The sequence below is a fragment of the Phytobacter cepae genome, assembly GCF_054165735.1.
In genome coordinates this window covers 337,499-357,390 of the sequence record NZ_CM135107.1, presented here as the reverse complement: position 1 = coordinate 357,390, position 19,892 = coordinate 337,499, and the positions used below count along the sequence as shown (strand labels likewise).

Genomic DNA, 19,892 nt, shown 5'->3' with positions numbered 1-19,892 from the left:
TGTTAATCCTCTCGGGCAAAAAGTGCCTCTATAAAATCGCCCGCATTAAACGGACGCAGGTCCTCAATACGTTCGCCGACCCCGATGTAACGAATAGGAATGCCGAACTGATCGGCGACCGAGAAGATGACACCCCCCTTGGCGGTTCCGTCCAGCTTGGTCAGCGTTATCCCTGTCAGGCCAACAGCTTCATGGAACAGTTTGGCCTGGCTTACCGCATTCTGCCCGGTGCTGGCATCAATAGTCAGCATGATTTCATGCGGGGCATCCTCGTCCAGCTTTTTCATAACGCGGACAATTTTCTTCAGTTCTTCCATCAGGTGCGCTTTATTCTGCAAGCGCCCGGCAGTGTCGGCGATCAGCACATCCACGTGGCGCGCTTTCGCTGCCTGAATCGCATCAAAAATTACCGAAGCTGAGTCCGCACCGGTATGCTGAGCGATGACCGGAATGTTGTTACGCTGGCCCCACACCTGCAACTGCTCAACGGCAGCGGCGCGGAAGGTATCCCCAGCGGCCAGCATGACCGACTTGCCCTGCTGCTCAAACTGGCGCGCCAGTTTACCGATGGTAGTGGTTTTACCCACGCCGTTAACGCCAACCATCAGAATAACAAAAGGTGTTTTGCCTTCTACGTTCAGCGGCTCGTCGACGTTGGCAAGAATGTCACCCATCTCTTCTTTCAGCAAACCATAGAGTGCTTCGGCGTCACGTAACTGCTTGCGCGAGGCGCCTTCGGTCAGATTGGCGATGATCTTACGGGTCGTTTCAACGCCCACATCGGCAATCAACAGCTGCTCTTCCAGCTCTTCAAAGAGATCATCATCGATTTTTTTGCCACGGAACAGACTGATAAATCCGGAACCGAGGTTTTCTTTGGTTTTCAGCAGGCTGCGTTTAAGACGTGCGAAAAAGCCCTCTTTGGTTGGTTTCTCTTGCTCAACCACGGCTTCTTCAACCGGTTCGTCTACAGATTCTTCTACCGGTGCGTCAACCGGTACAACCACCAGCGCCTCTTCGGCAGCAACAGCGGCTAAAGCCTGCGCTTCCAGCTCTTCATCGCTGAGCGGTGCCTCTTCTTCATCTACAGTTTCCTGCTCTGGCTGCCACTCTTCTTGCGCAATGTCAGGCGCAGACACCTCTTCCGGCAACGGCAGCTCTTCGTGTTCAACCACCGCAGGCTGTGGAACTTCAACAATTTCTGGCCCGGCATCGCGTTCAACCGCAGCAGGCTGTGGCGCTTCAACAATATCTGGCTCAGCATCGCGTTCAACGAGCTGTTCCGTCACCTCAACCACGTCTTGCGCGAAGGCTTCACTCTCCTGCTCGGTATGCGGTTGTTCAGATTCGGCTGGCTGCGCCGTCTCCTGTTGCTGGACTTCTTCTTTTACTTGTTCTTTTACTTCTTCTTTTGCCTGATCTTTTTGCCCAAAGCCGAGCCAGGAGAAGAAGCCACGTTTCTTTTCATCCGCCATTTGCGACCATACTCCCGCGGTTAATTTATGGCACAAGCCCACATTGCCGTAGCCGGGGCTAAAAAAATGTAATTAGCTAAATAGTCTATCACTTTCCTGAACACGCTTCACCGCCTGCGGATTAAGGTTTCGCGCCGCGCGACACGCCGCTAGAATAGCAGGCCGAAATGATGAGCAAAGCGAAGACCATGAAGAAACCCACTCGGGCCACCACCGGCCAAATCCGCATCATTGGCGGACAATGGCGCGGACGAAAACTCCCTGTACCAGACAGCCCCGGCCTGCGCCCTACCACCGACCGCGTGCGTGAAACCCTGTTCAACTGGCTGGCGCCGTCCATGGTTGATGCACATTGCCTTGACTGCTTTGCCGGCAGCGGCGCGCTGGGCTTAGAAGCGCTGTCCCGCTATGCCGCCAGCGCCACGCTGCTTGAGATGGAACGTGGCGTCGCGCAGCAGTTGCAGCAGAATCTGGCGACATTAAAAGCCAGCAACGGCAACGTGGTCACCGGCAATTCCCTGGCATTTCTGGCCCAGGCGGGGACGCCGCACAATATCGTCTTCGTCGACCCGCCGTTTCGTAAAGGTATGCTCGAAGAAACCTTAACGCTGCTGGAAAACAACGGCTGGCTGGCGGATGACGCGCTAATCTATGTGGAAAGCGAAGTAGAAAACGGTCTGCCGCCGGTCCCGGCAAGCTGGAGTCTGCACCGGGAGAAAATCGCCGGGCAGGTCGCCTACCGTTTGTATCTGCGTGAATCACAAGGAGTGAAAGATGAACATACTGATTAACCTCGGGCGTCTGTTGATGCTCTTCGTCTGGGCGTTTCTTCTGCTTAACCTGTTTTCCCCGTTCCCGAAGCCACTCAACATCTTCGTCAACGTTGCCCTGTTCTTTACCGTGTTTATGCATGCGCTGCAGGCCACGATGATGAAAAAAACGCTGCCGAAAGATGGCCCGCAGATGACCCGCCTGGAAGAATTTCGCATCTTCCTGTTTGGCGTTTTTGAACTGCTGATTTGGCTCAAAAAACTCAAGGCAAAAAAATAAAAGCACCTTTTTAAGATTCCCCTGTCTTCCGTAACATTGTCATTCGCCCGTCGCGACCACTAAACTCAAGGCAAGAGCCGTGGGCATGGTGCTCGCGATACAATAACGGATTCAGGGACTTATTATGCTTTGGTCATTTATTGCTGTCTGTTTCTCCGCCTGGCTGTATGTGGATGCCTCCTACCGGGGGCCCACATGGCAACGCTGGGTGTTTAAACCCGTCACGCTACTCTTACTGTTGTTGCTCGCCTGGCAGGCGCCGATGTTCGATGCCATTAGCTACCTTGTACTGGCCGGGCTTTGTGCGTCATTGGTCGGTGATGCGCTCACGCTGCTGCCACGACAGCAGTTGTTGTATGCCATTGGGGCGTTTTTCCTCGCCCATCTGTTGTACACCATCTACTTCGCCAGTCAGATGACGCTTTCATTTTTCTGGCCGCTGCCGGTCGCGCTGCTCATCATCGGCGCTCTGCTGATTGGGGTTATCTGGACGCGCCTTGAAACGCTGCGGATGCCGGTCTGTACCTTTATCGCCATGACGCTGGTGATGGTCTGGCTGGCAGGTGAACTGTGGTTCTTCCGCCCAACCAGCCCGGCGCTCTCTGCCTTCGTGGGTGCAGCCCTGCTGCTTATCAGCAATGTTGTCTGGCTGGGGAGCCACTATCGCCGTCGTTTCCGGGCAGATAACGCTATCTCCGCAGCCTGCTACTTTGCCGGGCATTTCTTGATCGTGCGTTCACTGTATATTTAAAACGCTTGACTCTGGAGTCGACTCCAGAGTGTATCCTCCGGTTAATGAGAAAATTATCATTCACCGGAGGATGCCATGTCGCCCCCCAATACCGCCAAAACCCCTCAGTTTGCCACGCTGAAAATGCGCCCGGTGAACATCGAAACACCAACCTGCGAGTGCGGTGACGCATGCGAAACGTCTGTCACGCCCATTGAAAGCAGCGAAGGCGAACGTTATAGCTGGCTCGTCGCCGGGATGGACTGCGGTGCCTGTGCACGAAAAGTAGAAAATGCTGTACGCCAGATTGACGGCGTCAGTCTCGTTCAGGTGGCCTTTGCCACGGAAAAACTGACCGTGGTTGCCGCAAGCGATATTCGTCAGCAGGTGGAAAAAGCGGTTAAACAGGCGGGCTACAGCCTTAAGAGCGAAAGCGCGCCTGCAGAACCTACCCCTTCCCGGCTGCGGGAAAATCTGCCGCTGATTCTGCTGATGGTGATGATGAGCGCAAGCTGGCTGCTGGAGCAGTTTAACCACCCCTTTGGTCAGGCAGCATTTATCATTACCACCCTGGTGGGCTTGTTCCCGATTGCCCGCCAGGCATTACGCCTGATGCGCAGTGGCAGCTGGTTTGCCATTGAAACATTGATGAGCGTGGCCGCCATTGGGGCGTTGTTTATCGGCGCTACTGCAGAAGCGGCGATGGTACTGCTGCTGTTCCTCGTGGGGGAACGACTCGAAGGCTGGGCCGCCAGCCGTGCCCGTCGTGGCGTCAGCGCATTAATGGCGCTAAAACCGGATACCGCCATCCGCATCGTCGATGGCAAGCGCGAGAGCGTAACGGCCGGCGTGCTGCGCCCAGGCGATGTGATTGAAGTCCCGGCCGGGGGGCGTTTACCGGCAGATGGTAAGTTGATATCTCCTTTCGCCAGCTTTGATGAGAGTGCCTTAACCGGCGAATCTCTCCCCGTAGAGCATGTCCGCGGTGACAGCATTCCAGCCGGTGCCACCAGCGTTGACCGCCTGGTAACGCTCAACGTGGTGTCAATGCCCGGCGAAAGTGCCATCGATCGCATTCTGAAGCTGATTGAAGAAGCTGAAGAACGTCGCGCGCCCATCGAACGTTTTATCGACCGCTTCAGCCGGATTTATACCCCCGCTATCATGGTGGTCGCTCTGCTGGTAGCCGTTGTGCCGCCGCTGATGTTGGGCGACGCATGGCTGGCATGGATCTATAAAGGGCTGACGCTGCTGTTGATCGGTTGCCCGTGCGCGCTGGTGATCTCAACACCAGCAGCGATTACCTCAGGACTTGCCGCCGCCTCCCGATATGGTGCGTTGATTAAAGGGGGGGCCGCCCTGGAGCAACTGGCGTCCGTTCAGCAACTCGCCTTCGATAAAACCGGCACCTTAACCGAAGGCAAGCCCAATGTGACCGGTATTTACCCGCTTGCCGATAGCAGTGAAGACACACTGCTGATGCTGGCTGCCGCCGTTGAACAAGGTTCGACTCACCCCCTCGCACAGGCCATTTTACGCGAAGCCGAAGCGCGCCGGTTGGTTCTGCCTCACGCTGAAAACCAACGTGCGTTAGTGGGCAAAGGGATTGAAGCCCAGGTCAATGGGGAATCCATACGCCTGAGCGCACCGGATAAACTGGCTGGTAATTTACTGGAAGACAATCTGCTAATGGCTATTCGTCATCAGGAAAATCAGGGCGAAACGGTGATTGTGGTGCTGCGAGAAGGGGCGATGATGGGGTCGATTGCCCTGCGCGACACCCTGCGTGAGGACGCACGCCAGGCCATTGCGGCACTGCGGGAACTTGGCGTACAGGGCGTGATGCTGACCGGGGATAACCCCCGCGCCGCGGCGACCATTGCCGCTGAGCTGAAGATGGATTTCCGTGCCGGTCTGTTGCCGGAAGATAAAGTCAACGCGGTGATTGCGTTGAATAAACAGGCACCGCTGGCGATGGTCGGCGACGGTATTAACGACGCCCCTGCCATGAAGGCCGCCACTATCGGCATTGCCATGGGCAGCGGAACGGACGTGGCGCTGGAAACGGCCGATGCGGCCTTAACGCATAATCGGCTCGGTGGTCTGGCGCAGATGATAACTTTAGCCCGCGCCACCCAGACCAACATTCGCCAGAACATCGCGCTCGCGCTGGGACTGAAAGCCATATTCCTGGTGACAACATTGCTTGGCATGACCGGGTTATGGCTGGCCGTGCTGGCCGATACCGGCGCAACGGTACTGGTAACAGCAAACGCCCTGCGGCTTCTGCGGAGGTAAAAGCAAAACGGCACCACCGGGTGCCGTTTTTAGTGTCTGCTCCCTCTCCCGTGGGAGAGGGCCGGGGTGAGGGCATCAGACCGCAGAAGGGTAAAAGCAAAACGGCACCACCGGGTGCCGTTTTTAGTGTCTGCTCCCTCTCCCGTGGGAGAGGAATCCCCAGTAATATTATGTTTTACAGCGATAACACTGCGCCATGAGAACACAACACTCACCGCGATGACTGGGTCCGGCTGAAAATCGACGAAGCGTATCCGTAAGGCCGGGGCGACGCGCAGGGATGCGCGGCGAGGGCGACTTTACACGGACGTTACCTTCGCCCGTCCCCGATAAGCCTGAAGGAATACGCTGAGTGAACCGCGCCAGCGGCGATTTTCTTTGCCGGGAGCCCGGGTCGCCAGGGTGGCGGCGGCGAGCCACCCTGGCACGTTCACGGGTTCTGGCGCTACAGAAAAGCAAGGAACATAAGGTGAACGGAATAACCATCAGAGCCGCATGTTTCCCCCTCACCCTTGCCCTCTCCCCAAAGAGGAGAGGGGACCGACGTGGGGATTCCTCAGCACAGGGAGAGAGCATCCGTCACTGCATGCCCAACACGCCCGGCAGCCACAGAGAAATCGCCGGGATATAGGTCACCATCCCGAGCACCACCAGCAGCATGGCATAAAACGGCAGCATGGCCTTCACCACCGTTTCAATCTTCTGCTTACTCACCGCACTGGCGACAAATAACACCGATCCGACGGGAGGCGTAATCAATCCGATCCCGAGGTTAACCATCATGATCATGCCAAAATGAACCGGATCAATCCCCAGGGCATTCGTCACCGGCAGCAACACCGGCGTCAGGATCAAGATGATCGGCGCCATATCCATCAAAGTACCAATCAACAACAGCATGATATTCAGATACATCAGAATCACGTATTTGTTGTCTGACAACGACGTGAAAAATTCGGTGATGCGCATCGGAAGCTGCATATAGGTCATGACCGCGCCAAAAGCAGCCGCAAACCCGATAAGAATCATAACAATGGTGACCGTCTTCACGGTACGACACATCAGCTTCGGCAGTTCATTCCATTTGTAATCACGGTAAATAAACATAGTCACGAAGAAGGCCCACAGGCAGGCGACAGCGGCTGATTCCGTCGCGGTAAAAATCCCGGAGAGGATCCCGCCGAGGATTATCACCACCGTCATCAGCCCCCATAGCGCATCAACGAACGTCCTGATCGCCTGCTTAAAGGGAATCCGCTCCCCTTTCGGGTAACCGCGTTTGTGGGCAAAACCCAGACACAAAATCATCAGGCTCAGCCCCAACAGTAAGCCCGGCAGAACGCCCGCAATAAATAGCGTCGCAATGGATACCGTGCCTCCTGCCGCCAGCGAATAGATAACGGAGTTATGGCTCGGGGGGATCAAAATCGCCTGTACCGATCCACTGGCAGTGACCGCCGCCGCATATTCACGCGGGTAGCCCTTCTTTTCCATCTCCGGGATCATCACGCTACCGATGGAGGCGGTATCCGCCACCGAGGAGCCGGAAATCGCGCCAAAAAAGGTCGACGCGACGATATTCACCAGCGACAGCCCGCCACGAATGAACCCGACAAACAGATAGGCAAAGTTGACCAACCGCCGCGCGATGCCGCCCTCCGCCATGATCGCCCCCGCCAGTATAAAAAACGGGATAGCCAGCAGTGTGAATTTGTTCACCCCACTGGTTATCTGGATCATTAGCGCTTCCAGCGGAAGATCAATCCACAGCGCGCCAGCGACGGCGCTCAGCCCTACGGCAAACGCCACCGGCATACCCAGCGCCAACAGTATGGCGAGGGTGAATAACAATACAAATGCGTCCATTGTTCACCCCTTAACCATGGTTGCCAATTAATACAACCGGGCGGTTTTCCTGCGAGCCGAACAGCAGTCGTTCGAGCACAAACAGGATCAGAATGGCCGACCCTACCGGCAGTGGCAGATAGCTTTCGCCCGACGTCAGTAAAGGAAACTCTGCAACAGGCTGTTCCCAAAGCTCAACGCACAGCCAGTAGCTATACCAGCACATAACGAGCGAAATCAGCAGCATCAGCAGATCGACAAGCCGTGCGCAAACTGTCTTCAGCATCTCCGGCAGGCGGTCAGTCAGCATGTTGACCGCAATGTGGGAGCCGGCCCGGTAACCTACCGCCGCGCCAATGAACGTAAAGGTGACCATGCAGATGATGGCAATGGGTTCTGGCCAGGACTCCCCACGATTCAGTACGTAACGTGAAAAGATGCCAATGGGAATCACGATGGTCATCACCAGAAGCGATATGCCGGCGACCGCCATGGCGAGCAGATACAGGCGATCCATCCACTTTAAGTAGAGTTCTGACATAGATTCTCCGCGAAAAGTGGGGTTATTTAACGTTAGCGATAGCGTTCATCAGATCCTGATGCTTGTCGCCATACTGGGCGCGCACCGGCTCTGTCGCTTTGATAAACACCGCTTTGTCGATGTCGTGAAATTGCACGCCGCCTGCTTTCATTTTATCCAGCGCCTGTTGGGTATAGGCTTCCCACAGTTTGCGCTGTTCGAACTGCGCTTCACGGGCAAGGGTGAGGATTTTTTTCTGATCGTCTGGGCTGAGTTTGTCCCATTTCACTTTGGAGTAGAGCAACATTTCGGGGGTAATAAAGTGGCCGCTGAGGGTATAGTTTTTAGCAACCGGCATATAGTTATGAGCAATAAACGTTGGTGGGTTATTTTCCGCACCGTCAATAACGCCTGTTTGCATGCCGCTGTACACTTCGCTAACGCCCATCGCTACCGAGTTGGCGCCCATCAGCTTTAACGTCGCCAGGGCGACCGGGCTACCCTGAACGCGGATTTTCATCCCGTTTAAATCTTCAGGCTTCACCACTGGCTTTTTGGTGATGAGATTGCGCGTACCGGAGTCCATCCAGCCGAGAAACACCAGCCGGGATTTTGGATTAGCCGTCAGCTTATCGCCAATCTCTTTACCGATATCGCCGTCAATAACCTTGTGCATATGGTCTTCATCCCGGAAAACATACGGCAGGGTAAAGACTTCAATATCCGGCAGAATGGCGGCGACCGGGGCCATGGAGACACGAATCATATCGATAGCGCCCATTTGCGCCTGCTCGATCATCTGTTTTTCATCACCCAGAACGCCGCCGGGAAAGACCTTGATCTCAAGCTTACCGTCGGTCTGTTGCTTGAGTTTTTCCCCCATTTTCTGCACGGCAACAATATTGGGGTAACCTTCGGGATGCACGTCGGCGGCTTTAATAGTCTGTGCATTAACGGCGGGAACGAATATCAGTGACACGGTGGACAGGCACAGCGCGGCCAGCAACGGCTTTAAAGTCGTTTTCATCGGGTCTTCTCCAGGGCAGTGAAAGGTAAATGTTAAAACAATGTTTTAGTTTTACGCTTAAAAACTAGACTACCGCTGGAAAAGCGAAGGTGAAGCGCCTCACAAAAAGCGCCAAATAATGAAACGTCGGTTTAAAATGGTGGCAAGGATCGCAAACTGCGCAAAAAAGCGGCTTGCTAACCGCAGATTATTGGCCTTTGCGCACCAGATACCGATAGGGCAGCGATTCCGTCTCATGGGCCACCAGTTCGTGTTCCATAAAACGGCAGAACCCTGGAATGTCGCGGGTTGTCGCCGGATCGTCAGCAATCACCAGCAGGGTTTCACCCGGCTGCATGGTGCGAACGGCTTTGCGCACCATCATCACCGGCTCGGGGCAACGCAGGCCCAGCGCGTCAAGAGTATGGTCGGCGGAAATAAAGGGGTCGGTCATGGTCATCTCGCTTGATAAAAATCGGCCATAGTTTACGCCAATGCCGATTGGTTAAGGATCCTTTTTTAGTCCAGTGATTCTGAAACAATCTCAAAACGCCTCGCTTACTGATTTTTTTATGCGCGCTGGAGAAGATCTTCAGCGGCGCATTCTTTATTTTTTCCTGTGCCTACCATCCTATACAAATTCCGAATTTCACCCTTCCTGTATGTTATCGCTTCGCCTCACTCCTCTCGTCTGCAATTATCCCTTCTCATATTAAGGATAATCAGGTCATGCCAGGCCGGAGAAAACACGGTTTCCTCCGGCGGTAGCGTGCCTGTTCACGGAGGAATCTATGTCTCAGGAAGGCCTGCGTTTTACACTTGACGTGGAGGGGCTTCCCCCGCGTGCCACCGCCGTCGTCACCTTTTCCCTTCTCCAGTCCCTCTCCACCCCCTTTTGCCTCCACGCAGAGGTCACCAGCAGGCTGTCCGGCTATACCCCGGCCCATTTCCTCGAAAAAAACGCCACCTTCACCGTCTGGCAGGGCGACACTCCCCGGCGCGTCCTCACCGGCATCGTGACCGGCTTCGACCTCGCGCAGAACGCGCACGGTCAGATGGGCTATGCCCTGACGCTCTCGCCTCCCCTCTGGCGCTGCGGTCTGCGACAGAATTTCCGCCTCTTCCAGCAGCAGAACATTGCGGACATCACCGCCACCCTGCTCACGGAACACGGCGTCACCGGCCGGGTGTCCCGCTTTTATGAGGCCCATCCGGCCCGCGAATTCTGCGTCCAGTACGGCGAGACCGACCTCGGTTTTCTGAGCCGCCTGTGGGCCGAAGAGGGTATCTTCTTCTATGACAGCTGCGCCTCCGGGGGCGCGGAGCAGAAACTGGTGCTCACCGATGATGTCGCGGGGGTCGCCACCGTGGGTGACCTGCCCTTTAACCCCAACACCCGCACCGGGGTCCTGACGGACTGCATCAGCGAATTCCGTTACCGGGCGCAGATACGCCCCTCCTCGGTGCAGACGCAGGATTACACTTTCAAAGCCCCCAGTTGGCAGGGCACCTTCAGCCATCATCCCCGTGAACTCAACGGCCAGCGCGCGTACTACGAAATCTTTGACTACCCCGGGCGCTTCAAGGACGAACAGCACGGGCGGGATTTTGCCCGTTATCAGGCGGAGGGATACCGCCAGGATGCAGAGACCGCCACCTGCAGAAGTAACTCCCCGGTACTGTGGCCCGGCAGACGGTTCACCCTGACCGGTCACCCGTCTTCTCCCCTGAACCGGGAATGGCAGGTCACCGGCAGTCTCCTGGAGGGCCGGCAGCCGCAGGCGCAGCACGGCAGTCCGGGGGAAGGCACCACGCTGAGCAACCGCCTGGAGGTTATCCCGGCAGACCGCACCTGGCGACGCTCCCCGCTGCCGAAGCCGCGGGTCGACGGTCCGCAGAGCGCGGTGGTCACGGGCCCGCCGGGCGAGGAAATCTTCTGTGACAAATACGGCCGCGTGCGGGTGCGCTTTCACCCGGACCGCTACCACGGCAACAGCGAAGACAGCTCCTGCTGGATACGGGTCTCCCAGGCCTGGGCGGGGGCCGGGTTCGGCAATCTGGCCCTGCCCCGCGTCGGCCAGGAAGTGATTGTGGACTTTCTCCACGGTGACCCGGACCAGCCGGTCATCACGGGGCGTCTGTACCATGACGTGAACCGTGCCCCCGGCCGCCTGCCGGACACGAAGACGCAGATGACCATCCGCTCAAAAACCTACCGGGGTGACGGGTTTAACGAACTGCGCTTTGAGGATGCGACGGACCAGGAGCAGGTGTACATCCACGCCCAGAAGGACATGGACACCGAGGTGCTGAACAACCGCACCACGGACGTGAAGGTGGACCACACCGAGACCATTGGCAACAACCAGCGGATTAGCATCGGGCACGACCAGACCCTCACCGTGGCCCGTGACCGGACCGTTACCGTGCGTAATGACCAGATGCTTAGTGTGGAGAACGACAGGCGGGTGAGCACCGGTCACGACGACGGACTGCACGTGGCAAATGACCGCACGGTGACCGTGGAGGGAAACCAGAACCACAGCACCACCGGGGACCACCTCAGCCGGGTGGAGGGCAGGCACAGTCTGGCGGTCAACGGCGACCAGGCACTGAAGGTGACGGGCGCCTCCGGCACCCGTGCGCGGGGTGAAATTGTGCTGCAGAGCGACACGCAAATCACCCTGCGGGTGGGGGGCTCCTTTGTGGTGATACACCCCGGCGGGGTGGACATTGTGGGGCCGAAAATCAACCTGAACAGTGGCGGACGTCCGGGGACACCGGTGGGGGTGATGTTACCGGGGGTGATGGAGGGGCTGGAGGATGGAGAAACGCCTGAGGAACAAGAATCACCTCAGGATGAAAGAAATAATAATGGCAATGCTGAAGATAAGGCTTCTGATGATCAGGATAATTCGGAAGATAAAAACCAATACAAACTCCAATTCCATTTTACAGATGATGAAGACATACCGTACCAGGGTACGCGTTATATCGCCTTTTTAAATAATGGAACTGAGAAAAATGGACAAACAGATAAGAATGGTTATACAGAAACCTTCATTACCGAAAGCAAAGAAAATATTCAAATTCGACTATTAATCATTTAATTCAATGCATGTGAATAAGTTACTTCATTAAAACAAGGATAATACGATGACTCAACAAGGAAATATATCATCAGCATTCACAAAGAAAACTGAAGGTAATGAAAACGTAAATATAAAAAAAGTCGCTATAACCCGACCCAAAAGATATGACATCATGATTGCATACGGTGGGCATGGTGGTCCTGAGATGCTAAAAGCCGCTGAGTTCAAGAAAAAACGCCTTCAGATCCTTTATCCTACAGGCGTCATACCAGAACCAAAAATTTTCAAAAGTCGTCAGGAATTTCTGGATATCTGGAAGAAAACCCATGAAGAACTTGGAGAGCGAAACAAATCAGGCCTACCTAAATATGACTTACATGAAATACATATTTTTGCGCACAGTAACCCTGACCATATAACAATAAAAGAGGGCGAACACATTGACAGCGAAATAATAAAATCACTGGAAAAACTTGACTGGAACCAAGAAAAAGGCCATTTGGTTTTGCATAGTTGCCGTTCAGGGAGACATGAAAATGATGACAAAAAAATAAGAAATAGCAAAGAGTGCATTGCCCGTACATTCTCCGAAAACCAAAAAACATATGTCATTGGTCAAATGGTTTACGCGTCATTTAACTATGGTCCGAATCCCGAAGACTGGAAATACCGAGAAACACTCAATGATAAAATAGCAATAGATATTTTTGGGAAACAGGAACTTGTGCTTTGGGGATATAAATCTGGTGATGCCGTGAAAAATCGCTACTCAAAAGACAAAGAATATGGCGTTTTGTCTGGTGGACAAATATGGCCATGCAGGAAATACAGAGATGGGCAAGAAATCGTGCGAACCGTTAGTTCACATGCTTTTAATTACGATGACCTTACCTTTATCTAATCCAAGGAATTAACTACGCCATGCCTTACACCGGAAAACGATTTTATTCAGGACTTGCCTGTTTGTTGACTATCCTCATATTAGTGGTCACATTTTACATTTACCAATACAAACACCGTAATTATACATTAAAACTCGCAATGCTGCCGCAGGAAGAATTATGGACTATAGAACATTCACGTAAGATGATGGATAAAGCTATAACCCCAGAGCATCCGAGTATCGATGATGAACAAGCAATGCTGCAACTCATCATTCATGCCTGGCAATGGGATAAGAATGCCATGATCCGGTATGTCGACATTCAGTTCGAGATCCACGGAGATCCAATTCTGGATGATTTTATCGAAAAACATTGTCATCTCATCGTGGATAAACACGGTCAACAACTTAAAAAACCCGAGATCCTGGATTTAGATTATGATCATTTTATCCCTTTATTTGCAGACCAGCATTATCCTTTGGCAGCTAAATTTGCAACCTGGTTGATTTTTGGAAAGACAGGAAGAACGGATACACTTCATAACCCGCTAACAACTGCAGATCGAAAAAAAATAATAGCTTACACTCGGGATACTATCAAGGGTGGAATGAGAGATCATTTATATCTTGCTAGCGTCTTTTTATTTGAAAACGGACATCTTTATAGAGATAGTGATTTCACACAAATACACACACTAAAAGATATAATCCCTTCCGCTTCTCAAGATGAATTAAAGGCTAGCTTAGATGCATATAAAATCAGCGCTCTTCATGGTTCACTCTATGCGCAGGTTAAAATGAGTGAATTTTATTACTATGGCGTTGGTATTAACCAAGACATCGAACAAGCCTGGGCATGGTCTTTAATTGCCAGTGATAACTTTATTAAATTTATTAAATCAAACCCACGCTACTATTATAAGACAAACAGTCCAGAATCGACTATAGATAAATTTAACAAGACATCTCTCCAAAAAGAAATATTAGAAAATTCCACTAAACAGCAAATTATAAATGGTGAGGCACTGGCAAAAAAACTGCAGCCCAATTGTTACCAGGATGACTTCCGCATTTGGGCGGCAGGAATAGAAGATGTTACACCGCAACCTTGACAATCTGTCATTGATAAAAAATATGCACAGAAACAATCTACTGCCTGATCACACTTCAAACCGGACAAGAATATGCCCCTAGCCGCCAGACTTAACGATAAAGGTACTCAGCATGATGGTTATCGTGAAACCGTCATTACTGCTGGTTCATCCACTGTATTTATAGATAATCTCGCCGCAGCCCGAAAAGGAGATCCACTAACTCCCCATTCAAAACCAAATCATCCTCCACATCCAAGAAAAATAGCCAGTGGCTCTGGTACGGTTTTTATTGATGGTCTGCCTGCGGCCAGAACCGGTGATGTTATAGACTGCGGCGGTGTGGTTATCGGTAGCGGTACGGTCAATATTGGCTAGCGTGGAGCCACAGGGCAGAAGCAAGGTTAACGGTTGCGTTAAAAATAACCATTGCATCAACGGGCCGTTGCAGTATCATGCGGCGGCTTTGCACGACGCTTACACGTTCAACCACGCGTAATTGTCGCAGCCCGTTTGATGGAGGCCAGCGCGCAGGCACCGCAACGTACTCAGTATACGTGGGGGTGACGAGCACTATCTGATATCAAAATGGCAACTAAAATAGCGAGTTACATGTTTATTGGGTTCCCTCACCCCAAACACTAAAAAGGTCAAAATATGACGCAGTTTTCACAAACGCAGCGCATGAAAGCGCTGTTCTGGCTATCCCTTTTTCACCTGCTGGTGATCACCTCCAGCAACTATCTGGTGCAGTTGCCGGTCAGTATTTTCGGTCTTCACACCACCTGGGGCGCCTTCAGCTTTCCCTTTATCTTCCTCGCGACCGATCTGACCGTGCGTATTTTTGGCGCGCCGCTGGCTCGTCGGATTATCTTTGCGGTGATGATCCCGGCACTGGTTATCTCCTACGCTATCTCTTCTCTGTTTTACATGGGAAGCTGGCAGGGATTTGAGGCGCTGACCCACTTTAATCTGTTCGTCGCCCGTATCGCGACCGCCAGTTTTATGGCTTACGCGCTGGGGCAGATCCTCGACGTTCACGTCTTTAACCGTCTGCGTCAGAACCGGCGTTGGTGGATGGCCCCTGCGGCCTCCACGGTCTTCGGTAACGCCAGCGACACCCTCGCCTTCTTCTTCATCGCCTTCTGGCACAGCCCGGACCCGTTTATGGCCGAGCACTGGATGGAAATCGCGCTGGTGGATTACGCCTTTAAGGTCTTTATCAGCATCGCGTTCTTTTTACCGATGTATGGCGTATTGCTCAATATGTTGCTGAAAAGACTGGCAGACAAATCTGAAATCTCAGCGTTACAGACCAGTTAAAGGTACGCGTTGCCAGTTGTGGTAAGATGGACGAATGAGCCGTTATGGCTGTTTATCGAAAGGAAGAAGTCAATGCGCAATCTGGTTAAATATGTCGGTATTGGCCTGCTGGTAGTCGGCCTGGCGGCCTGCGACAACAGCGACAGCAAAAAAACGCCCGCGCAGGGTGCCTCGGCGGAAAGCAACGCCACCGGGCAGCCAGTATCGCTGTTGGACGGTAAACTCAGCTTCTCGCTGCCCGCAGACATGACCGATCAAAGCGGCAAGCTGGGTACGCAAGCCAACAATATGCACGTTTACTCGGATGCCTCCGGGCAGAAAGCCGTGATCGTGATTGTAGGTGACGACACCCAGGAAGGGCTGGACACGCTGGCAAAACGTCTTGAAGACCAGCAGCGCAACCGTGACCCGCAGTTGCAGGTCGTCACGAACAAGCCGATTGAGATGAAAGGCCAGAAGATGCAGCAGCTCGACAGCATCATCTCCGCTAAAGGCCAGACGGCCTGGTCTACCGTGATATTGGGTAAAGTGGACAACAAATTGCTGACCCTGCAGGTCACGCTGCCGGCAGATAACCAGCAGCAGGCACAGACCGCAGCGGAAAATATTGTGAATACCCTGGTCATCAAGTAATCAGGAAGCGGCCTCCAGCGGAGGCCGTTTTTTTAGCCACCACGTCAGCAACAACGCCCCCGCCACCAGCACCGCTGTCAGCAGATAGACCATCGATACACCGGCCCACGCCATCAACAACCCCGCCAGCGGCCCTGTTATCCCAAGCGACATATCCATGAAGACCGTATAGGTGCCTAACGCCGCACCCTGGTTATGCTGCGGCACGGCTTTAACCGCCACCACGCCCAGCGCCGGGAAGACCAGCGAGAAGCCCGCACCGGTCAGGAATACCCCTATTTTCGCCATCAACGGCGCATCGGCAATGCCGACCAGAATCAACCCGATGACTTCGACAGCCAGGCTTATCATCGCGACGTTCAGTCCGCCGAGACGGTTGATGCTGTTCGGAAACACCAGCCGTGAGCCGACAAACGCGAGGCTGAACAGGGTCAGGGCGAAGGCCGCGCCGTCCCAGCCTTTGGCATCATAAAAGAAGGTGATAAAGGTCGCGATAACGCCAAATCCGGCCGTGCCCAGCGCCAGGCCCATGCCATAAATCCAGACAAACCCCAGCACCGCACGGAACGGCAGCGGCTTACCTTTACTGGCTTTAACCGCCGCCCGCGGCAGCGCGCAGGCAATCGCCACGAACACCACCGCCATAATGAACCCGCCCAGTCCGCTCAGTCCGGCGTAGCGGTAGCAAATCACGCCAAGCGGCGCGCCAAGCGCCATGGCGCCATAGGTAGCGATACCATTCCAGGAGATAACGCGGGCGATATGCAGTGAACCGACCACCCCCACGCCCCAAAGCATCGACCCGGTACCGGCAAAGCTTTGCCCTACGCCCAGAATCACGCGCCCGAGGCAGAGCAGCGCCAGACTCACCAGCGGCGAGGCACTTTGCAGATCCGCCAGCCAGTAGCAAAGACCACAGATAAATGCCCCGCAGAGGCCAAACACCACCACTTTTTTCGGGCCAAGCGTATCGGCAAAACGTCCGGCATGCGGGCGGCTGATGAGGGTCGCGAAGTATTGCAGGCTAATCACCAGTCCCGCCCAGAAGGCGCTATAGCCCAGTGTTTCATGAACATAGCCGGGCAGCACCGCCAGCGGCAGACCTATGGTGAGGTAACTTGCGAAGTTGAAGATAACAACAGAGAGAATCCGCAGATTAAGACGTAATCCGCTTAGCGCCGGTTCAGCGGCTTGTTCGGGCATAGGGGGTCACCAGATTTTCACAACGATGTTTCACTATTACCACGTCATGGCCTGAAAATCAGCACGCAGAATAAGATTATCTGCCTCAGGCGAAGCGTCTGGCAGTAGCTACACTTATCGGGCGGTATATAAAAAGGAATTACCCATGACACAGCCCCAGCCCGATCGTGCGGGTTTACACATTCTGCTTAAACTGGCCTCACTGGTCATTATTCTGGCCGGTATTCATGCCGCTGCCGACATCATTGTTCAACTCTTACTGGCGCTGTTTTTCGCCATTGTTTTAAACCCGTTAGTCACCTGGTTTCTTCGCCGGGGGATCAAGCGCCCCGTTGCCATCGCCATTGTCGTTCTGGTGGTGATGATTTTCATGACCGCGCTGGTGGGCGTATTAGCCGCTTCAACGAATGAATTCATGACGATGCTGCCGAAATACAGTCGCGAGTTCACACGTAAGTTCCTCCAGTTACAGGATGCACTCCCTTTCCTGCACCTGCATGTTTCACCGGAACGCATGCTCCAGCGTATGGATTCCGACAAACTGATGACCTTTGCCACCGCGCTGATGACGCAGCTTTCGAACGCGATGGCGAGCATTGTTCTGCTGGTGATGACCATGGTCTTCATGCTGTTTGAAGTGCGCCATGTGCCTTACAAACTGCGGTTTGCACTTAACAACCCGCAAATCCACATTGCGGGCCTGCACCGGGCGCTAAAAGGCGTCTCCCACTATCTGGCGCTGAAAACACTGCTCAGCGTCTGGACCGGGGTGATTGTCTGGGCGGGACTGGCGATTATGGACATCCAGTTTGCCCTGATGTGGGGGGTATTGGCTTTCCTGCTCAACTATGTGCCCAATATCGGCTCGTTCATTTCCGCTATCCCGCCGATGATTCAGGCGCTGCTGTTTAACGGCGTCTACGAAGCTGCGCTGGTGGGCGGCCTGTTCCTTGTGGTGCATATGGTGATTGGCAATATCATGGAGCCACGCATGATGGGACACCGTCTCGGCATGTCGACGCTGGTGGTGTTCCTCTCATTACTGGTCTGGGGATGGCTGTTGGGTCCGGTGGGCATGCTGCTCTCCGTACCGCTCACCAGCGTATGTAAAATCTGGATGGAAACCACCAAAGGCGGCAGCAAGCTGGCCATTCTGCTGGGGCCAGGCAGGCCGAAAAGCCGCCTGCCTGGTTAGCAAAACTTAACGCAGATTATTAGGGAAATCTGCCGGAAGTTCACTGGCGGCGCAGGCGATGACGTTGTCATTATCTGCGCCGCAGTCGTGCACATAGGTGATGGTGGCAAACTCATCGATAACTTCGGTCGGATACGCCGGACCTGCCGCACGGTATGACTCCATCAACGGAATGTGGTCGTTCTGGAAACAGACGGTTTTTTCCGGATTATTGATAACCCAACGCGGGAAGAAGATGGTGCCGTGGAACAGACAATCGCCGAGGTTCACAATCAAGCTGACGTCAGTGCCGGTCGGTTCCGTCCAGGAAATTTTATAAATGCTCTCGCCGACGCGCACAATGTACGCCTGCTGATTTTTCACCCACCGATTTGCCACAATGCCGCTATGAATGCGGTAATCAAGCGTGGTGCCATTTTTGACATAAATCTCGTAGTTCCAGCCATTATCGTAGGTATAAACCACATGTTTGCCGATAAAGCCGCTTAAGTCGTGTTTATCAAAGTTGCTCATGATGTCTCTCCTCATTTCGATGAGAGGATCTTACCCCTTCAAAAAATGAATGAATAACGCTATGTTTGAATCAAATTAATTCATTTTTTAGATGTATTATGCATAAAACCACCCTGGAACAATGGTCGCTGCTGCAAAAAGTGGTCGAGCTCGGGAGCTTTGCCAAAGCCGCTGAAGAGACGCACCGCAGTCAGTCTTCTGTTAGCTATAATCTCGCCCTGTTACAGGAGCGGCTGGGGGTAGCATTGCTGGTACAGGAGGGCCGCCGCGCGGTGCTTACGCCTTCAGGCGAACTGTTGCTCAATCAGGTAAAACCCCTGTTGAAAGCGTTCGATTATGTTGAAACCCGGGCGGTTACGCTGCGCGACGGTCAACGCACCCGGCTGGACCTGGTCGTGGACAGCATCTTTCCACGTGCACGACTGTTTGCCATTTTGCGCCAGTTCCAGCAGCGTTACCCGCAGACGCAGGTGCATTTAACAGAAGTGTTAGAGAACGCCCCGACGGAGCGCCCTGCCCATGCGGAGGCAGATGTGATGGTACTGACCCGTCGACAGGACATGACCGGGCGCGGTGAGTGGCTGATGAATATTGATTTTGTCGCCGTTGCCCATCGCGATCACCCCCTCAGTAAAGCATCAACGGTCAGCGACGAAACTCTCGCCGCCTGGCCGCTGATTCGCATTGCCGACCGCGATAACCGCCAGCAGCCGAATGAAAGCGGAGAATCCTGGACCTTTTCGACCATCGATGCGGCCATAGAGGCAGTGCAGTACCAGGTCGGCTATGGCTGGCTGCCGGAAGAGCGCATTGCGTCGCTGCTTTCCAGCGGGGTGCTAAAAATTCTGCCGCTCAGCCACGGTTCGCGTCGCGCCACACCGCTTCATGTGATTGTTAAAAAGGATTTGATGCCGCTGGATGAACAGGTGGAAACCTTGTTGCAGTTGTTGAAGGGGCAGTAGCACCTGGCGAAGAGATTATTGAGACGCTGTTTGCCGGCGGGAGGATCCCGTCTGGTAAGCAACAAAATTTTAC

19 protein-coding genes are annotated in these 19,892 nt (G+C 53.8%); 12 read left to right on the top strand and 7 right to left on the bottom strand.

Translation table 11 applies throughout. The features are described 5' to 3' along the window. Positions 1 to 2 precede the first annotated feature (2 nt). Complete coding sequence (ftsY, locus tag ACUY4Q_RS01645) at positions 3 to 1,475, bottom strand: signal recognition particle-docking protein FtsY (RefSeq protein WP_458045413.1); 1,473 nt, start codon at positions 1,473 to 1,475, stop codon at positions 3 to 5. A gap of 188 nt (positions 1,476 to 1,663) precedes the next feature. Between ftsY and rsmD the strand changes: the two genes are divergently transcribed. The 4 genes from rsmD to zntA all read left to right on the top strand — a co-directional run bounded on the left by rsmD (position 1,664) and on the right by zntA (position 5,553). Further along, positions 1,664 to 2,266 (top strand): 16S rRNA (guanine(966)-N(2))-methyltransferase, encoded by a 603-nt coding sequence (rsmD, locus tag ACUY4Q_RS01640; RefSeq protein ID WP_458045412.1) that lies wholly within the window; start codon positions 1,664 to 1,666, stop codon positions 2,264 to 2,266. Then, the gene (locus ACUY4Q_RS01635) at positions 2,256 to 2,525 is read left to right on the top strand and encodes a DUF1145 family protein (protein WP_458047234.1); all 270 of its coding nucleotides are present in this window, start codon (positions 2,256 to 2,258) and stop codon (positions 2,523 to 2,525) included. Before rsmD ends, ACUY4Q_RS01635 begins: the two co-directional genes overlap by 11 nt. A gap of 124 nt (positions 2,526 to 2,649) precedes the next feature. Then, the gene (locus ACUY4Q_RS01630; RefSeq protein ID WP_458045411.1) at positions 2,650 to 3,276 is read left to right on the top strand and encodes a lysoplasmalogenase; all 627 of its coding nucleotides are present in this window, start codon (positions 2,650 to 2,652) and stop codon (positions 3,274 to 3,276) included. A gap of 75 nt (positions 3,277 to 3,351) precedes the next feature. Continuing rightward, positions 3,352 to 5,553, top strand: coding sequence for a Zn(II)/Cd(II)/Pb(II) translocating P-type ATPase ZntA (gene zntA, locus ACUY4Q_RS01625; RefSeq protein ID WP_458045410.1), 2,202 nt, complete (start codon positions 3,352 to 3,354; stop codon positions 5,551 to 5,553). Positions 5,554 to 6,132: 579 nt separating this feature from the next. Here the strand turns inward: zntA and ACUY4Q_RS01620 are convergent. From ACUY4Q_RS01620 to tusA, 4 genes are all read right to left on the bottom strand, one after another. Further along, positions 6,133 to 7,419: a TRAP transporter large permease gene (locus ACUY4Q_RS01620; protein WP_458045409.1), complete on the bottom strand. Its 1,287-nt coding sequence runs from the start codon at positions 7,417 to 7,419 to the stop codon at positions 6,133 to 6,135. A 10-nt stretch (positions 7,420 to 7,429) separates the two neighbouring features. Then, the gene (locus tag ACUY4Q_RS01615; protein ID WP_458045408.1) at positions 7,430 to 7,939 is read right to left on the bottom strand and encodes a TRAP transporter small permease; all 510 of its coding nucleotides are present in this window, start codon (positions 7,937 to 7,939) and stop codon (positions 7,430 to 7,432) included. A gap of 22 nt (positions 7,940 to 7,961) precedes the next feature. After that, entirely contained in the window at positions 7,962 to 8,945 is a 984-nt protein-coding gene (locus ACUY4Q_RS01610) for a TRAP transporter substrate-binding protein (RefSeq protein ID WP_458045407.1), read from the bottom strand. A gap of 187 nt (positions 8,946 to 9,132) precedes the next feature. Next, positions 9,133 to 9,378, bottom strand: a complete 246-nt coding sequence (gene tusA / locus ACUY4Q_RS01605) for a sulfurtransferase TusA (protein ID WP_458045406.1) — start codon at positions 9,376 to 9,378, stop codon at positions 9,133 to 9,135. A gap of 337 nt (positions 9,379 to 9,715) precedes the next feature. Between tusA and ACUY4Q_RS01600 the strand changes: the two genes are divergently transcribed. The 6 genes from ACUY4Q_RS01600 to ACUY4Q_RS01575 all read left to right on the top strand — a co-directional run bounded on the left by ACUY4Q_RS01600 (position 9,716) and on the right by ACUY4Q_RS01575 (position 15,946). Further along, positions 9,716 to 12,034 carry a type VI secretion system Vgr family protein gene (locus tag ACUY4Q_RS01600; RefSeq protein WP_458045405.1) on the top strand — a complete coding sequence of 773 codons (2,319 nt, stop codon included), beginning with the start codon at positions 9,716 to 9,718 and terminating at the stop codon, positions 12,032 to 12,034. 46 nt (positions 12,035 to 12,080) lie between these two features. Then, positions 12,081 to 12,917 carry a hypothetical protein gene (locus ACUY4Q_RS01595; protein WP_458045404.1) on the top strand — a complete coding sequence of 279 codons (837 nt, stop codon included), beginning with the start codon at positions 12,081 to 12,083 and terminating at the stop codon, positions 12,915 to 12,917. A 20-nt stretch (positions 12,918 to 12,937) separates the two neighbouring features. Next, positions 12,938 to 14,011 (top strand): SEL1-like repeat protein, encoded by a 1,074-nt coding sequence (locus tag ACUY4Q_RS01590; protein ID WP_458045403.1) that lies wholly within the window; start codon positions 12,938 to 12,940, stop codon positions 14,009 to 14,011. 72 nt (positions 14,012 to 14,083) lie between these two features. Then, complete coding sequence (locus ACUY4Q_RS01585) at positions 14,084 to 14,368, top strand: type VI secretion system PAAR protein (RefSeq protein ID WP_458045402.1); 285 nt, start codon at positions 14,084 to 14,086, stop codon at positions 14,366 to 14,368. 279 nt (positions 14,369 to 14,647) lie between these two features. Continuing rightward, positions 14,648 to 15,313, top strand: a complete 666-nt coding sequence (locus tag ACUY4Q_RS01580; protein ID WP_458045401.1) for a 7-cyano-7-deazaguanine/7-aminomethyl-7-deazaguanine transporter — start codon at positions 14,648 to 14,650, stop codon at positions 15,311 to 15,313. Between the two features lie 72 nt (positions 15,314 to 15,385). Then, a complete protein-coding gene (locus ACUY4Q_RS01575) occupies positions 15,386 to 15,946 on the top strand; it encodes a DcrB family lipoprotein (RefSeq protein ID WP_458045400.1) in 561 nt (186 codons plus the stop codon). Here ACUY4Q_RS01575 and ACUY4Q_RS01570 read toward each other — a convergent pair whose 3' ends face one another. Then, a complete protein-coding gene (locus ACUY4Q_RS01570; protein ID WP_458045399.1) occupies positions 15,947 to 17,149 on the bottom strand; it encodes an MFS transporter in 1,203 nt (400 codons plus the stop codon). It abuts the gene before it with no gap. A gap of 145 nt (positions 17,150 to 17,294) precedes the next feature. Here ACUY4Q_RS01570 and ACUY4Q_RS01565 point away from each other — a divergent pair, with 145 nt between their 5' ends. Continuing rightward, complete coding sequence (locus tag ACUY4Q_RS01565) at positions 17,295 to 18,344, top strand: AI-2E family transporter (protein WP_458045398.1); 1,050 nt, start codon at positions 17,295 to 17,297, stop codon at positions 18,342 to 18,344. Positions 18,345 to 18,350: 6 nt separating this feature from the next. Here the strand turns inward: ACUY4Q_RS01565 and ACUY4Q_RS01560 are convergent, their stop codons facing one another. Next, on the bottom strand, positions 18,351 to 18,860 hold the full coding sequence (locus ACUY4Q_RS01560; protein ID WP_458047233.1) for a phenolic acid decarboxylase: 510 nt from the start codon (positions 18,858 to 18,860) through the stop codon (positions 18,351 to 18,353). 95 nt (positions 18,861 to 18,955) lie between these two features. On the opposite strand from ACUY4Q_RS01560, the gene ACUY4Q_RS01555 reads away from it, so the two are divergent. Then, the gene (locus ACUY4Q_RS01555) at positions 18,956 to 19,819 is read left to right on the top strand and encodes a LysR family transcriptional regulator (RefSeq protein WP_458045397.1); all 864 of its coding nucleotides are present in this window, start codon (positions 18,956 to 18,958) and stop codon (positions 19,817 to 19,819) included. Positions 19,820 to 19,892 lie beyond the last annotated feature (73 nt).